This window comes from Hoeflea sp. 108 (genome assembly GCF_000372965.1).
Taxonomy (GTDB): Bacteria; Pseudomonadota; Alphaproteobacteria; order Rhizobiales; family Rhizobiaceae; genus Aminobacter.
The window spans coordinates 2316529-2330536 of sequence record NZ_KB890024.1 but is presented as its reverse complement, the minus strand read 5'-3'; the positions used below and the strand labels follow the sequence as shown (position 1 = coordinate 2330536).

At 62.4% G+C, this 14008-nt stretch carries 15 protein-coding genes and 3 tRNA genes; 8 read left to right on the top strand and 10 right to left on the bottom strand.

The features are described from left to right. Positions 1-138: 138 nt before the first annotated feature. Together B015_RS0111410 and B015_RS0111405 are read right to left on the bottom strand one after the other, a co-directional pair. Positions 139-212: transfer RNA gene (locus tag B015_RS0111410), tRNA-Gly, on the bottom strand. A 124-nt stretch (positions 213-336) separates the two neighbouring features. Next, positions 337-421, bottom strand: a tRNA-Tyr gene (locus B015_RS0111405). Positions 422-617: 196 nt separating this feature from the next. Between B015_RS0111405 and rlmB the strand changes: the two genes are divergently transcribed. Continuing rightward, positions 618-1466: a 23S rRNA (guanosine(2251)-2'-O)-methyltransferase RlmB gene (gene rlmB, locus B015_RS0111400; protein WP_018427825.1), complete on the top strand. Its 849-nt coding sequence runs from the start codon at positions 618-620 to the stop codon at positions 1464-1466. A gap of 62 nt (positions 1467-1528) precedes the next feature. Beyond that, positions 1529-2422, top strand: coding sequence for a F510_1955 family glycosylhydrolase (locus B015_RS30760; protein WP_157632714.1), 894 nt, complete (start codon positions 1529-1531; stop codon positions 2420-2422). Between the two features lie 110 nt (positions 2423-2532). Here the strand turns inward: B015_RS30760 and B015_RS0111390 are convergent, their stop codons facing one another. The 3 genes from B015_RS0111390 to gcl are packed head-to-tail and all read right to left on the bottom strand — an operon-like array spanning position 2533 to position 6067. Continuing rightward, a complete protein-coding gene (locus B015_RS0111390; protein ID WP_018427823.1) occupies positions 2533-3447 on the bottom strand; it encodes a 2-hydroxy-3-oxopropionate reductase in 915 nt (304 codons plus the stop codon). 23 nt (positions 3448-3470) lie between these two features. Beyond that, positions 3471-4268, bottom strand: coding sequence for a hydroxypyruvate isomerase (gene hyi, locus B015_RS0111385; protein ID WP_018427822.1), 798 nt, complete (start codon positions 4266-4268; stop codon positions 3471-3473). Positions 4269-4285: 17 nt separating this feature from the next. Continuing rightward, positions 4286-6067: a glyoxylate carboligase gene (gene gcl, locus B015_RS0111380; RefSeq protein WP_026227167.1), complete on the bottom strand. Its 1782-nt coding sequence runs from the start codon at positions 6065-6067 to the stop codon at positions 4286-4288. Positions 6068-6268: 201 nt separating this feature from the next. Here gcl and bhcR point away from each other — a divergent pair, with 201 nt between their 5' ends. Then, positions 6269-7096, top strand: coding sequence for an HTH-type transcriptional regulator BhcR (gene bhcR / locus B015_RS0111375; protein ID WP_018427820.1), 828 nt, complete (start codon positions 6269-6271; stop codon positions 7094-7096). A gap of 56 nt (positions 7097-7152) precedes the next feature. Here bhcR and B015_RS0111370 read toward each other — a convergent pair whose 3' ends face one another. Continuing rightward, positions 7153-7479, bottom strand: coding sequence for a BA14K family protein (locus tag B015_RS0111370; RefSeq protein ID WP_018427819.1), 327 nt, complete (start codon positions 7477-7479; stop codon positions 7153-7155). Positions 7480-7699: 220 nt separating this feature from the next. Here B015_RS0111370 and B015_RS0111365 point away from each other — a divergent pair, with 220 nt between their 5' ends. Further along, positions 7700-8188, top strand: a complete 489-nt coding sequence (locus tag B015_RS0111365; RefSeq protein ID WP_026227166.1) for a YbaK/EbsC family protein — start codon at positions 7700-7702, stop codon at positions 8186-8188. Positions 8189-8265: 77 nt separating this feature from the next. After that, a complete protein-coding gene (locus B015_RS0111360; RefSeq protein ID WP_018427817.1) occupies positions 8266-9243 on the top strand; it encodes a glycosyl transferase family 90 in 978 nt (325 codons plus the stop codon). Between the two features lie 53 nt (positions 9244-9296). On the opposite strand, the gene B015_RS0111355 is transcribed toward B015_RS0111360, so the two are convergent. Then, positions 9297-9372, bottom strand: a tRNA-Thr gene (locus B015_RS0111355). A 156-nt stretch (positions 9373-9528) separates the two neighbouring features. Here B015_RS0111355 and B015_RS33540 point away from each other — a divergent pair. The 3 genes from B015_RS33540 (at position 9529) to B015_RS0111340 (ending at position 12282) form a co-directional block, all read left to right on the top strand. After that, positions 9529-9696, top strand: a complete 168-nt coding sequence (locus B015_RS33540; RefSeq protein WP_018427816.1) for a hypothetical protein — start codon at positions 9529-9531, stop codon at positions 9694-9696. Between the two features lie 76 nt (positions 9697-9772). Further along, positions 9773-10576 carry an NAD kinase gene (locus B015_RS0111345; RefSeq protein WP_245262157.1) on the top strand — a complete coding sequence of 268 codons (804 nt, stop codon included), beginning with the start codon at positions 9773-9775 and terminating at the stop codon, positions 10574-10576. Between the two features lie 167 nt (positions 10577-10743). Further along, positions 10744-12282, top strand: coding sequence for a DEAD/DEAH box helicase (locus B015_RS0111340; protein ID WP_040456156.1), 1539 nt, complete (start codon positions 10744-10746; stop codon positions 12280-12282). 79 nt (positions 12283-12361) lie between these two features. Here the strand turns inward: B015_RS0111340 and B015_RS0111335 are convergent, their stop codons facing one another. The 3 genes from B015_RS0111335 to B015_RS0111325 all read right to left on the bottom strand — a co-directional run bounded on the left by B015_RS0111335 (position 12362) and on the right by B015_RS0111325 (position 13871). Next, positions 12362-13009, bottom strand: coding sequence for an OmpA family protein (locus tag B015_RS0111335; RefSeq protein ID WP_018427813.1), 648 nt, complete (start codon positions 13007-13009; stop codon positions 12362-12364). 150 nt (positions 13010-13159) lie between these two features. Further along, positions 13160-13504 (bottom strand): GFA family protein, encoded by a 345-nt coding sequence (locus B015_RS0111330; protein ID WP_018427812.1) that lies wholly within the window; start codon positions 13502-13504, stop codon positions 13160-13162. A 103-nt stretch (positions 13505-13607) separates the two neighbouring features. Beyond that, positions 13608-13871: a hypothetical protein gene (locus B015_RS0111325; RefSeq protein ID WP_051091963.1), complete on the bottom strand. Its 264-nt coding sequence runs from the start codon at positions 13869-13871 to the stop codon at positions 13608-13610. Positions 13872-14008 lie beyond the last annotated feature (137 nt).

Below are 14008 nucleotides of genomic sequence, written 5' to 3'. Positions count from 1 at the left end.
ATAAAGCCCGAAAAAGACAAGCACCTTTTGGCCAAACGGGCTGTCTGGGCCAAAAAGCGACGTCGCTCTTTCAGTGCAGGTTGCACATATAGGGACAAGCAAGTGTAATTGAAAGGCATCCCGCGCCTGGCGAACGCCTGGAGCGGGTAGCGGGAATCGAACCCGCGTATTCAGCTTGGAAGGCTGCTGCTCTACCATTGAGCTATACCCGCATCCCGAGCGCCACGCGCCTGTTCAGGAGCGAAGGACGCTCTGGTATCCACCTCGCTTCGGCGCATGGACTTTTCCGAAAGATGAGCTTTCGGGGCCATGCACTCTGTGGCTCGCGGCCGGCAGTGGTGGAGGAGGTTGGATTCGAACCAACGTAAGCTGAGCTAACGGATTTACAGTCCGTCCCCTTTAACCACTCGGGCACTCCTCCAACTGCTGCCGGAGCCATGCGACGAGGCATTCCAGATCCCGGTTCCTAGCGAAGCGCCCTGCCCCGAAATCTGCGTGGGCTTATGGCGACAAGGATTTGGCCTGTCAACCGGACAGCGTGCGTTTTCATGCGGAATATTCACAGCGCCGACTAACCGGCCGTATCCAAAGCGCAGCGCGGCGGCTATAGCGAGACCATGAACGATACAAAAAAGCCCGGCACGCCCAAGGACACCCATTACGCCAAGCTGCGTCGCACTTTTCGCGACCAGAAGGCTGGCGGCGCCCCCGAATTCAGGCCCAAGCGGCCGGTCCCTCCGGGCGAACTTGCAGCTGACGGCCTCGTGCGCCTCTACGGCCTGCACACGGTGCGCGCAGCGCTCGACAATCCGCGCCGCAAGATCAGCAGGATGCTGGTGACTCGCAACGCCGCCGAACGGCTCGAAATATCCGACATCGGCGCCCTGCCCTTTGCGGCGGAAATGGTCGAACCCAGGGACATCGACAAGATCACCGGCTCGGAAGCCGTCCATCAGGGCGTGTTGATCGAGGCAGAACCGCTGAAGCCCAAGGCACTGTCGGCACTCGGCGATTCGCCGCTCGTGCTGGTGCTTGACCAGGTCACAGACCCGCATAATGTCGGCGCCATCATGCGCTCGGCTGTGGCTTTCGGCGCTGGCGCATTGATCACCACGCAACGTCACAGTCCGCATGAGACCGGCGTGCTCGCCAAGTCGGCTTCGGGTGCACTCGAGCACATCGACCTGATCGAAGTGCGCAACCTTGCCGACGCGCTTGGCCAGCTGCACGAGGCGGGCTTCCAGACCATCGGCCTCGATTCGGACGGCCCGGCGGAACTGGAAAAGACCTTCTCCGCAAAGAAGGTGGCGTTGGTTCTGGGCGCGGAAGGCAAGGGCCTGCGGCAGAAGACGCGCGAGACCGTGACGTCGCTGGCGCGCCTCGACATGCCGGGGGCGATCCGTTCGCTGAATGTGTCCAATGCGGCTGCCGTGTCGCTCTATGCGGCGCGCCTTTGGCTGCGGTAAGCCGCGGCATCTTCACTCACCGGGTAGGCTTGACCTTCCACCTGGCGGAAGCCGTAATTTCCATGGCGCAACGGAGTTTCGCCATGGTCTGCCGCCCCAGAGTTTTTGCTGTCCTGTCAGCCGTCCTCGCGCTCGGCTCGGCCACACCCGCATCCGCGCAGGGAATCAGCATCGCGGATCTCGCCGGCAAGACGCATATTCATGGGCTGGCCTTTGACCGCGCCGCCCCGCCTAATGTCCTGGTCGCCACCCACCACGGACTGATGAAGGCTGCACCCGACGGCACGGTGACGCCGGTTTCCGACAGCCGCGACGACTTCATGGGCTTTGTGCCGCATCCCTCTGACGCGACGATCATGTTCGCCAGCGGCCATCCGCAGGCTGGCGGCAATCTCGGCTTCATCAAGTCCACCGATTCGGGAAAGAGCTGGGAGCAGATCGCGACCGGCGTCGATGGGCCGGTCGATTTTCACCAGCTGGCGGTCAGCCCGTCCAATCCCGACGTGCTCTATGGCTCGTATGGAGCGATCCAGACCAGCCGCGACGGCGGTAAGAGCTGGGCAGTCGCCGGCGACGGCCCGGCCAAGCTGATCGACCTCGCCGTGTCGCCTGCAAACCCCGATACGGTCTATGCCGCGACAGAAGAAGGTCTGCTGGTGAGCCGCGATGCCGCAAAGAGCTGGCAGCCGCTGATGGCAGATGTGCCGGTCACGACAATCGACCTGGCTGCCGACGGCACGATCCTCGCCTATGTGCCGGGTCGCGGGCTGCTCAAGGCAAACGAATCGTCGCCGACATTCGAGAAAGTAGCCGACGGCCCCGATCCTGCCGGCTACATCCTGCATCTGGCGATAGACCAGCAGAAGCCGCTGCGCATGGTGGCTGTCACCTGCACCCGCGCCATCGTCGTTTCCGGCGATGCCGGGGCGAGCTGGAAAATGCTCGGCAAGAAATAGCGCCACGAAGCCGCAACGCTGAACGGGCCCGCTGCGACGCGCAGGGACCCGTTCATCGACAGTGATGAAAAAGATGCGGCGTTGGGAACTTCCGCCGCGCCCTTCCCTGCCTATGCTGCTTCGCTGTTGGCTGCGTCGCCCGAGCCGACCTCGAAATTGGCCATGCGCTCCAGCGCCCGCACCAGCGCCGAGTGATCTTCCTTTGCCCCGCCATTGGCCGCGCAGGAGTTGAACAGCTCCTGCGTCATCGACGTGTTGGGCAGCGAGACGCCGAGCGCCTTGGCGCCCTGCAGTGCGAGGTTGAGGTCCTTCTGATGCAACTCGATGCGGAAGCCGGGCGCAAAGGTGCGCTTGACCATGCGCTCGCCATGCACCTCGAGAATACGCGAGGCGGCAAGTCCGCCCATCAGCGCCTGACGCACCTTGGCCGGGTCGGCGCCTGCCTTGGAGGCGAACACAAGCGCTTCGGCAACGGCCTCGATGGTCAGCGCGACGACGATCTGGTTGGCGACCTTGGTGGTCTGGCCGACGCCGTTGGGTCCAACCAGCGTGATGTTCTTGCCCATCTTTTCGAATACCGGGCGGGCGCGCTCGAACGCCTTGTCGGTGCCGCCGACCATGATGGTGAGCGACGCCGCCTTGGCGCCGACCTCGCCGCCCGAAACCGGCGCATCGAGATAGTCGCAGCCGAGTTCGTTGATCTTCTTGGCAAACTCCTTGGTCTCGATCGGCGAGATCGAGCTCATGTCGATGACGAGCTTGCCCTTGGAGAGGCCTGACGCAATGCTGTTTTCGCCGAACAGAACATCGGCCACCTGCGGTGTGTCGGGCACCATGGTGATGACGATGTCCGAGGCTTCGGCAAGCGCGCGGTGACCTGTGACCTTCTTCAGGCCCTTGGCGACGAGCGCGTCCGGCAGCGCGCCGCGATGGTCGCTGGCATAGACTTCAAAGCCCGCATCCAACAGATGCCCCGCCATCGGGGCGCCCATGATGCCAAGGCCGACAAATCCGATCTTTTCCATTTTCTTTGTCCTTCAAATGCTGGTCAGGCGGCCGCACTGCCCTTGCGGGCAAAGCCGGAGAACCATCCCAGTCCTTCGACCGTGCCGGCCTTGGGCTTGTATTCGGCGCCGACCCAGCCGGCGTAGCCGATGCGGTCGAGGTGCTCGTAGAGGAACGGGTAGTTGATCTCGCCTGTGCCCGGCTCGTGGCGACCGGGATTGTCGGCCAACTGCACATGGGCGATGCGCGAGAGGTTGGCCTCGATCGTGCGGGCGAGATCCCCCTCCATGATCTGCATGTGGTAGATGTCGTATTGCAGGTAGAGATTGTCCGAACCGACCTTGTCGATCAGCGCCAGCGCCTGCTTCGTGTTGGTCAGGAAGAAGCCGGGAATGTCCCTTACGTTGATCGGCTCGATCAGCAGGCGGATGCCTGCAGCCTTGAGCTTCTCGGCAGCAAAACGAAGATTCTCGACGAAGACGTTTTCGACGGCATCGCGATCCACGCCCTGAGGGGCGATGCCGGCAAGGCAGTTCACCTGCGTGCAGCCAAGAGCCTGCGCATAAGCGATTGCCTTGTCGACACCCTGGCGGAATTCGTGGATCCGGTCGGGCAGCACGGCAATGCCGCGCTCGCCTGCCGCCCAGTCGCCGGGCGGCAGGTTGAACAGCGCCTGGGTCAGGCCGTTCTTCTTGAGACGTGCGGCAATCACGTCAGGCGCATGATCGTAAGGCGCGATGTATTCGACCGCCGCAAAGCCGGCACGCGCCGCTGCATCGAAGCGATCGAGGAAGTCGTGCTCGCCAAAGAGCATCGACAGATTGGCTGAAAACTTGGGCATTGTTGTTTCCTCAAAAATCAGTCGAGCAGCATGATCGCGGTGGGAGCGTCTTCGTTGCTCTCGGCAAGCTCTTCGAACTCGACGACATTGTCGATCTCGACGCCCATGGAGATGTTGGTGACGCGTTCGAGGATGAACTCGAGGACGACGGGCACCTGGTGCTCCTTCATGAGCTGCTTGGCCTGCTTGAAGGCCGCGGCAAACTCCTCCGGCTTGCGCACGCGGACCGCCTTGCAGCCCATGGCCTCGGCAACCGCGACGTGGTCGACACCATAGCCTGCCTCGGGGTCGCCGGAGCGGTTGATATTTTCGAACGACAGGCTGACCTCGAAATCCATGCTGAAACCGCGCTGCGCCTGGCGGATGAGGCCGAGATAGGCGTTGTTCACGACGACATGGATGTAGGGCAGCTTGTGCTGGGCGCCGACGGCCAGTTCCTCGATCATGAACTGGAAGTCGTAGTCGCCCGACAGCGCCACGATATCGCGGTCCGGATCGGCGGCACGGACACCAAGCGCCGCCGGCAACGTCCAGCCGAGCGGGCCAGCCTGGCCGCAGTTGATCCAGTTGCGCGGCTTGTAGACATGCAGGAACTGCGCGCCGGCAATCTGCGACAGGCCAATGGTGGTGACATAGGTGGTGTCGCGACCGAAGGCCTTGTTCATCTCCTCGTAGACGCGCTGCGGCTTGAGCGGCACCTGCTCGAAATGCGTCTTGCGCTTCATGGTCTTCTTGCGGTCCTGGCACTGCTTGGCCCAGCCGGACCAGTCGCGCAGCTTGCCTGATGTCTTCCACTCGGTGGCGACGTCGAGCAGGATCTTCAAGGCAGCACCGGCATCCGAGGTCACGCCCAGGTCGGGCGCAAAGACACGGCCGATCTGGGTCGGCTCGATGTCGATGTGGATGAACTTGCGGCCGGCCGTGTATTTGTCGACCGAACCGGTGTGGCGGTTGGCCCAACGATTGCCGATGCCCAGAACGAAGTCCGAGGCCAGCATCGTCGCATTGCCATAGCGATGCGAGGTTTGCAGGCCACACATGCCGGCCATCAGGCGATGGTCATCGGGAATCGAGCCCCAGCCCATCAACGTCGGGATAACAGGAACGCCGGTGATTTCGGCAAACTCGATGAGCAGATCGGATGCGTCTGCGTTGATGATGCCGCCGCCGGCAACGATCAGCGGCTTCTCCGCCTCGTTGAGCATCGACAGCGCCTTTTCGGCCTGCGCACGCGTCATCGCCGGCTTATGGATTGCGAGCGGCTCATAAGCATCGATATCGAACTCGATTTCGGCCAGCTGAACGTCGACAGGCAGATCGACCAGAACCGGGCCCGGACGCCCCGAACGCATCAAATAGAAGGCCTTCTGCAGCGCCATCGGGACCAGATACGGCTCCATGACCGTCACCGCCCACTTGGTGACGGGGGCAGCGATCGCCGCGATGTCGACAGCCTGGAAGTCCTCCTTGTTCAGACGGGCACGCGGCGCCTGGCCGGTGATGCAGAGGATCGGAATGGAGTCGGCGGAGGCCGAATAGAGACCGGTGATCATGTCGGTGCCGGCCGGGCCGGACGTACCGATGCACAGGCCGATGTTGCCGGCCTTGGTGCGGGTATAGCCTTCAGCCATATGCGACGCGCCCTCGACGTGACGTGCGAGAACGTGGCGGATGCTGCCGCGCGCCTTCAACGCCGAATAGAGCGGGTTGATCGCCGCACCCGGCACACCGAAGGCACAGGAAATGCCTTCCTTCTCGAGAACGAGGACTGCAGCATCGACTGCGCGCATCCTGGCCATTTCGTACACCTCCATCGGTCGTCATGTTTGAACGTGACTGGATGGTGTCACCGCATTGCCTATTTTGCAATTTTTTCAGAATACTTTTTCATTTTTTGAAAAACATCATTTCTCGTTGATTTTACGAGGCTTTTCATTTTTCGTTGCGTGTCTTCCAAATTTGGATGAAAAAGTTTTTTACGAACGACGAATGGGAAAACCATGGCAACGACCGAAAAGCGCCAGCGCGGCAGGCCGCGCGCCTTCCAGCCCGCCCCTGATGCAGGTTCGGTGCAGTCGCTCGACAGGGCGCTGCGCATCCTCGCCATCGTCGCGCATGGCGACGGACTTTCGCTGAGTGAGATCGCGGCAGCCTCGGAGCTCGCGGCGTCGACCGCTTACCGTATGCTGACGACGCTGCAGAACCACGGCATGGTCGAGTTCGACAGCGATGCGCAGCTTTGGTCGATCGGCGTCGAGACCTACCGCATGGGATCGGCCTTCCTGCGCCGACGCAAACTGGTCGACCGTGCCCGCGCGGTCATGCAGGAACTGATGGAGAAGACTGGCGAGACAGCCAATCTCGGTGTCGCCGAGGACGATTGCGTGGTGTTCGTCAGCCAGGTGGAAACGCATCAGGCGATCCGCGCCTTTTTCCGGCCGGGCACCAAAAGCCCGTTCCATGCCTCGGGCATCGGCAAGGCCGTACTCGCCCATCTCGACCGCGACCGGGTGAACGCCATTGTGCGAAAGGCCGGGCTCGATGCCTATACCGAGCGGACGTTGTCGGAGCCGGCGTCGCTTGCCCGCGACCTCGAACATATCCGCGAGCGCGGCTGGTCGGTCGACGACGAGGAGCGCTATCCCGGCATGCGTTGTGTGGCGGCAGCTGTGTTCAACGAATTCGGCGAACCCATCGGTGGCGTTTCGGTTTCCGGACCGACTGTGCGCGTGACCCCGGAAAAGGTTCTGCAGATCGGGCCGCTGGTGCGCTCGGCTGCGGCCGAACTGACCCGCATGATCGGCGGCTCCGCCGACGGCCACAAATAGAGTGGCCGGGGAGGCAAGCAGCCTCCCCGGCCTGGCCAGCGTCGGACGGTTACCTGCTACAGGCGGCAGTAGCGCAGCCGGCCATCGAAGCCAACATAGGTATCGGTGCGCGGATCGTAGCTGCGGTAGCGGGCAAAGCAGCGCTGGACATGCGCGTCGTAGGGATCCGCGGGATAGTAGGCGTCGTAGACTTCGTAGGCGGGCGCCGGACGGGTGCCTCCGGCGATGATGGCGCCGGCGATGAAGCCACCTGCGCCGGCAAGGGCAGCAGCCTCGGCCCTGGTGAGGCCACTGGCGGACGACTGCTGGACTGTAGCGACGAGGCCGACGGTCACGACTGTGGCTGCGACCAGACCCGAAATCAGCTTGCTCTTGAAAGACATGGTGCTCTCCTGTTGCCATCTGGGAGGCGATCCATCCGCCTCATGACTGTCAGTCGCGGCGGCAGCGCGAAAGGTTCACGGCAATGGCAAAATTCTTTTTGCCTGGGCCACCAAACATCGGCTGGCCATCGCGGGCATGGGCGGCCGACTTGACAGTTCGCTGGCAAGCGCCGAAGTCATCAGGCGCATTAGCAACGTCGCCAACGCCCCCGGGAAGCCAATGAGCCTTCAGTCCGTCAAAGCCTTCTTCGCTGCAAACGCCCCCGAGATAGTCGTCATCGAGACGGAAGCCAGCTCAGCCACGGTGGCGCTGGCCGCCGAGGCGCACGGGGTAGAACCGGCGCAGATCGCCAAGACCATATGTCTGCGCGTCGGCGAGCGCGTGCTTCTTGTTGTGGCGCGCGGCGACGCCCGCATCGACAATCGCAAGAGCCGTGACGCCTTTGGCGGCAAGCCGCGCATGCTCGACCATGAGCAGGTCGCCGAACTTACCGGGCACCCGGTCGGCGGCGTTTGCCCATTCGGCCTGGCCACGCCCCTTCCCGTCTACTGCGACGTCTCCCTGCGCGCCTATGACGAGGTGGTACCAGCGGCCGGTGCGACAAATGCGGCCGTCAGGATCGGCGTCGAACGCATGGCCGAACTCGTCAATGCCGAGTGGTGCGACATCTGCCAGGACGCAAACGACAAGGCGGAAGCTGCGGAATAATCAGATTTGCGCGTGGGCGGAGGCCCTTCTCCGCTCGGCTGCATCGACAACAATTTGAACGTAGAAGCGTCCTGGTCATGTTGGAAATCGAGCGAGCGGCGCGGCGCCTGCACTACTACTTCCAAAATATCGGCCGCGACGCTCTCCCACAGCTGTTTTTCCGAAAGCAGCTGGCCAACGTGCTCAACGAAATCGAGCGCCGCGACATCGCAGATATCGCCCGGCGCCTGAACCACTACAACAAGCTATCGCGCCCGCAGGTCGTGCCGGAGACTGCATCGGCTGTCGGACGCATCCCGATGCGCAAGAGCCGCTACTATTACGACCTCAAGGAGCACGCGCGCTATTTTCCGCGCCATTTCAAGGTGATGCATATTTTCGGCGACGTCACTGTCGTGCCGGACGTTCCTGCGGTCGTGAAGAGCCGGCCAATCTCCGGCGACAACAGCAATGCGGTGCTGATGAAGCTCGACAAGTATCGCCATTTTCAGATCCTGCACGACAAGACGCGGTTCGAGGACAAGATCCCGAAGGCTGTATGGCGCGGTGGTGGACACAACCCCAAGCGGATTGCCCTGGTCGACGGCTTTCATTCGCACCCGCTTTGCGATGTCGGCCGAACCAGCGGCACCAATGACGATCCGGGACGCAAGGGGTTCCTCACGCCCGTCGAGCAGATGAGCTACCGCTACCTGCTCTCGATCGAGGGGGTGGACGTTGCCACCAACCTCAAATGGGTGATGGCCAGCAATTCGCTTTGCATGATGCCGAAGCCGACCTTCGAGACCTGGTTCATGGAAGGTCTGCTTCAGCCGGGCGTCCACTATGTGCAGTTGCGCGACGACTTCGCCGATCTGGAAGACAAGATCGTCCACTACGAACGCCACCAGGACGAGGCGCGCGAGATCATCCGCAACGCCAACGCACATGTGAGGCAATTCGCCGACAAGCGACTGGAAAGGCTGCTGTCGCTGCTGGTGCTCTACAAATATTTCGCCTTGAGCGGCCAGCTGGACGCCGATGCCAATATTGCCAGCCTATGGGAGGCGAACTGACAGCAGCGTTTCCGGCGGGCAGGCTGCTTCGGCAATTCGAGTTGTTTGAGAGATGGTGCCCCCGGCAGGAATCGAACCCGCGACCTTCGGTTTACAAAACCGCTGCTCTACCAGCTGAGCTACAAGGGCAATTCGCCCCGGTTAGCACATCTGGCGGCCCAGTAAAGCATTTTCCGGGAGAAGGCGCGTCGTTCCCCACGCCTTCGCAGCGAGAAGGCTAAAACTCCACCGTTGCGATCACTACATGGTGGCCAAGGGGTTCCAGCCCCTTCAGGAGAATGGCTGATGATCAGGTTTGTCGTCCTGGCGCTTGTGGTGATTGCGGCGTGGTTTGTGCTGTTCAAGCTGTTTCATGCGATCAAGGAACGGCGAATCGACTGGACTGGTGTAGCTACGATCGCTGGCTTCATCGTGCTTGCCTTTTACCTGCGCCACGTCACCGGCATGGGCTGAACCACTGGCGGCGAAGCGTATTCGCGATCCCTTTGCTTCCTCCGGGCCGCGTGCTACCCCGTTGCCGGCGGACGACATGGGCGTTCGCACCGCCGGCAGGAAGCACATGGACGCCAAGTCGCTGACATTTTCATTTGCATCGTCAGGCACGCCAGAGGCGGATGCCGCAGCAAAGCGGCTTGCCGGCAAATACGGGCAGATGCCGGTCGGCCAGGCCGACATCATCGTCGCGCTCGGCGGCGACGGTTTCCTGCTGCAGACGCTGCGCGAGACGATGAGCACGGGCAAACGCGTCTACGGCATGAACCGTGGCACGGTCGGCTTTCTCATGAACGAATACAATGAGCGCTCCCTGCCCGAGCGCCTTGCCGTGGCAGTCGCCGAGACCATTCGTCCATTGGAGATGGAAACCATCGACGACACCGGCGTGGCGACGCAGGCGCTCGCCATCAATGAAGTGTCGTTGCTGCGCCAATCCTACCAGGCCGCACGGCTGCGCATCTCGGTCGACGACAAGGTGCGGCTCGAGGAGTTGATCTGCGACGGCGTGATGGTGGCAACCCCGGCCGGCTCGACTGCCTATAATCTCTCAGCGCACGGCCCCATCCTGCCGCTGGACGCACCACTTCTCGCCCTGACCCCCGTCAGCCCGTTCCGTCCGCGCCGCTGGCGCGGTGCGCTGCTGCCCAAGACGGCAGTGGTGCGCTTCGACATTCTCGAGGAAAAGAAGCGTCCAGTGAATGCCGTGGCCGACCATACCGAGGTGAAGTCGGTCGTCTCGGTGAAGGTGCAGGAGTCCGCTGTTCACACGGCCACGTTGCTGTTCGATCCAGGCCACTCCTGGAGCGAACGCATCCTGGCAGAGCAGTTCAGGTACTGAGATATCTGCAGTGCCAACAAGTAGATGGCTGCAACTGCCCGTCATTGTGCCAGTTTGAGTTGACAAATCGCATACTTACGCCTATCGCGTTGCGGCATTCACAGGCGGTTTGCGCCTGTCGTGGCGAAACTGCCGCGCCCTTGAACGAGCAAAGACAGCCAACAAACTTGTCCGAAGACACTCAGACCGCTCCAGAAGCGTTGACCTTCGCAGACCTCGGCCTTTCGCCGAAGGTCCTTTCTGCAGTCTCCGACGCGGGCTACACGCAGCCTACGCCGATCCAGGCCGGCGCCATTCCGCATGCGCTCCAGGGCAAGGATGTGCTTGGCATCGCGCAGACGGGTACCGGCAAGACGGCCTCCTTCGTGCTGCCGATGCTGACGCGTCTCGAAAAAGGCCGCGCCCGGGCCCGCATGCCGCGCACGCTGATCCTCGAGCCGACGCGCGAACTTGCAGCACAGGTCGAAGAGAACTTCGTCAAATACGGCAAGAACCATCGCCTCAACATCGCGCTCCTGATCGGCGGCGTTTCCTTCGACGAGCAGGAAAAGAAGCTTGAGCGCGGCGCCGACGTCCTGATCGCAACGCCTGGCCGCATGCTCGACCATTTCGAGCGCGGCAAGCTGCTGCTCACCGGTGTCGAGATCCTCGTCATCGATGAGGCCGACCGCATGCTCGACATGGGTTTCATCCCCGACATCGAGCGCATCTGCAAGCTGATCCCGTTCACGCGCCAGACGCTGTTCTTCTCGGCGACGATGCCGCCCGAAATCACCAAGCTGACCGAGCAGTTCCTGCACGCGCCGGTGCGCGTCGAGGTCGCCAAGGCATCGTCAACGGCATCGACCGTCACCCAGCGGCTCGCCAAGTCCGGCCCCAAGCCCTGGGACAAGCGCGAGACGCTGCGCCGCCTGATCAAGGCGGAAGGCGATGAGATCAAGAACGCGATCATCTTCTGCAACCGCAAGGTCGATGTCTCGGAGCTGTTCCGTTCGCTGGTCAAGCATGACTTCAATGCCGGCGCGCTGCATGGCGACATGGACCAGCGCGCGCGCATGACCATGCTGTCCAACTTCCGCGACGGCAAACTGCAGTTGCTCGTCGCCTCGGATGTTGCCGCACGCGGCCTTGATATCCCCGACGTCAGCCACGTCTTCAACTACGATGTGCCGATCCACGCCGAGGACTATGTCCACCGCATCGGCCGAACCGGCCGTGCTGGCCGGTCGGGCAAGTCGTTCACGATCGCGACGCGCTCCGACACCAAATATGTCGATGCCATCGAAAAGCTGATCAACCAGAAGATCGAATGGCACGACGGCGACCTGTCGACGGTGGTTGCCAGCGAGGGCGACGACGAGGCGACGCGCCACGGCCGCAGCCAGTCGCGCCGCGGCGGCAAGGAGCGGCACCCCCGCGACCGCAAGCCTCGTCGTGAGGACGCCCCGCTCGCCCAGGAAGCAGCTACGGTCGAAGTGGTGGCCGACACCAATGTGGTCTCCGACATCGACGAGCGCCGCGCCCGCAAGGATGCCATCCGCAACGGCAATACCGAGCGCAAGGGCGGCCGTCCGGACCACGAAGACAGGAACCGGCGGGACGATCGCAATCGCCGCCATGGGCGTGAACGCGACGACGACGACGACCGGGTCGTCGGTTTCGGCGACGACATGCCTGCCTTCATGCTGATTGCAACCAACGTTTGACGACAGACGCTTCGCAATTGCCTCAATGAAAAACGGCCCCTTTCGGGGCCGTTTTCTTTTTGCCTGCGGTGATCGCCGCTCAGGTGAGCGGCGACAACTGGATTTCGACGCGACGGTTCTGAGCCCGGCCTTCGGCCGTGGCATTCGAAGCAATCGGGCGGGTCGCACCGAAGCCGGTGACGGCAAAGCGGCGCGAATCGACGCCCTGGGCGCCAAGGTAGTTCGCCACCGACAGCGCACGGCGCTGCGACAGGTCGAAATTGTGCTGGTCGCCGCCGGTCGAGTCGGTGTGGCCGAACACGTCGACAGTCGTCTGGTTGAACTTCTTCAGCACCAGCGCCACGGAATTGAGCGTCTGGTAGAAGCCCGCCTTGACCGCATCCTGGTCGGTGTTGAAGGTGATGTTGGACGGCATGTTCAGGATGATCTGGTCGCCGGCGCGGGTAACGCTGACGCCGGTCCCCTGAAGCTGGGCACGGAGTTCAGATTCCTGCCTGTCCATGTAACCACCAGCCAGGCCACCGGCGAGTGCGCCGACGCCAGCACCGATCAACGCGTTGCGACGGTCATTGCCGCCGGCCAGCAAACCAAGCCCGGCACCGGCAAGCGCGCCGATACCGGCACCTGCTGCGGCATTGGAAACCTTCTGCTGACCCGTGTAGGGGTCGGTCGTGCAGGCACCGACAAACATGCTGCCAGCCAGCGCGAGAATCACTGTCTTTTTCATTCTGGGATGTCCCTCTCCGTACCGCGAAACGCAACGGCGCTTCGCGCAAAGCCCTTCCCCGGCCTTGTAGCATGAAATACGGCGAAAAGCGGAACGGAAGCAGCAACAAGCGAGCAAACTCGGCGCCGCCAGCATGAGAAATTTTGCCTGTTACCAGAGGTTCTTGCCGTCGATGACGACAACCTCGATCTGATCAAGGTCAGAGTCGTCGAACAGGCGCGAATTCACGCTGATCTTGGGATTGTCGAAATCCGGCTCGCCGGTCGACCAGTCGGGCGTTTCGGTGAAGGTGCCGCAGCCGCAGACAGCGCAGAAGCCGTGCTTGACCGTCTTCGAACCCCATTCATAGACGGTGACGTTCTCCGCCGGGCTCGTCAGCTTGAACTGAGCCGGGCTGTAGTAGGCCCACAAGGAGCCGCGCTTGGAGCAGAAGGAGCAGGTGCAGAACACCTCGAAAGTCGTTGCCTTGCAGCGGCAGCTTGCCTTGATGACCATGAGCACTCTCTTCGCTTGCTTGAGCCGCCCTGCTGGCGACAGCACTTCATAGCAGGCGCCTGCTGACACGCTGGTGGCAGGAATGCAGCAAGCCGGTGCCCATTCAATAGGATTTCGGCGGCACGAAGAGGCAGATGGTGCGGGTGTTGTCTGCGCCATCGACCGAGCACCAGTGATACTCACCGTCGGGCGAATCGTGCAGGCGAACATCCTTGTATGGAACGACCTCACCGGTGCCTTCGATGACGTAGCCCTTCGGGCTTTCGCCGATCGCCTTTTTCGGCACCTCACGGCAATCGTAGCCCGAGCAGCAGGCGAAGGGGTAGGCCCAGCCCTTGGGCGCATCGTGCCCTTCAGCTGGTGGCATGCCGAAAGCGATCAGAACAAGGATGGAAAAGGTCGGCGCTACTCGGCGCGGCAGGCATTGTTCCGGGCACAGCATTCCGCTCTCCCTGAGACCAAGCATTGCCAGCACCCACACGATTAACGGGCTCTCGCGCAGAT

What these genes read in the sequence shown, in the direction of transcription:
- rlmB (WP_018427825.1), top strand. Translation starts at nt 618, where the DNA reads ATGAACGATACAAAAAAGCCCGGCACGCCCAAGGACACCCATTACGCC.
- B015_RS30760 (WP_157632714.1), top strand. Translation starts at nt 1,529, where the DNA reads ATGGCGCAACGGAGTTTCGCCATGGTCTGCCGCCCCAGAGTTTTTGCT.
- B015_RS0111390 (WP_018427823.1), bottom strand. Translation starts at nt 3,447, where the DNA reads ATGGAAAAGATCGGATTTGTCGGCCTTGGCATCATGGGCGCCCCGATG.
- hyi (WP_018427822.1), bottom strand. Translation starts at nt 4,268, where the DNA reads ATGCCCAAGTTTTCAGCCAATCTGTCGATGCTCTTTGGCGAGCACGAC.
- gcl (WP_026227167.1), bottom strand. Translation starts at nt 6,067, where the DNA reads ATGGCCAGGATGCGCGCAGTCGATGCTGCAGTCCTCGTTCTCGAGAAG.
- bhcR (WP_018427820.1), top strand. Translation starts at nt 6,269, where the DNA reads ATGGCAACGACCGAAAAGCGCCAGCGCGGCAGGCCGCGCGCCTTCCAG.
- B015_RS0111370 (WP_018427819.1), bottom strand. Translation starts at nt 7,479, where the DNA reads ATGTCTTTCAAGAGCAAGCTGATTTCGGGTCTGGTCGCAGCCACAGTC.
- B015_RS0111365 (WP_026227166.1), top strand. Translation starts at nt 7,700, where the DNA reads ATGAGCCTTCAGTCCGTCAAAGCCTTCTTCGCTGCAAACGCCCCCGAG.
- B015_RS0111360 (WP_018427817.1), top strand. Translation starts at nt 8,266, where the DNA reads ATGTTGGAAATCGAGCGAGCGGCGCGGCGCCTGCACTACTACTTCCAA.
- B015_RS33540 (WP_018427816.1), top strand. Translation starts at nt 9,529, where the DNA reads ATGATCAGGTTTGTCGTCCTGGCGCTTGTGGTGATTGCGGCGTGGTTT.
- B015_RS0111345 (WP_245262157.1), top strand. Translation starts at nt 9,773, where the DNA reads ATGGGCGTTCGCACCGCCGGCAGGAAGCACATGGACGCCAAGTCGCTG.
- B015_RS0111335 (WP_018427813.1), bottom strand. Translation starts at nt 13,009, where the DNA reads ATGAAAAAGACAGTGATTCTCGCGCTGGCTGGCAGCATGTTTGTCGGT.
- B015_RS0111330 (WP_018427812.1), bottom strand. Translation starts at nt 13,504, where the DNA reads ATGGTCATCAAGGCAAGCTGCCGCTGCAAGGCAACGACTTTCGAGGTG.
- B015_RS0111325 (WP_051091963.1), bottom strand. Translation starts at nt 13,871, where the DNA reads ATGCCACCAGCTGAAGGGCACGATGCGCCCAAGGGCTGGGCCTACCCC.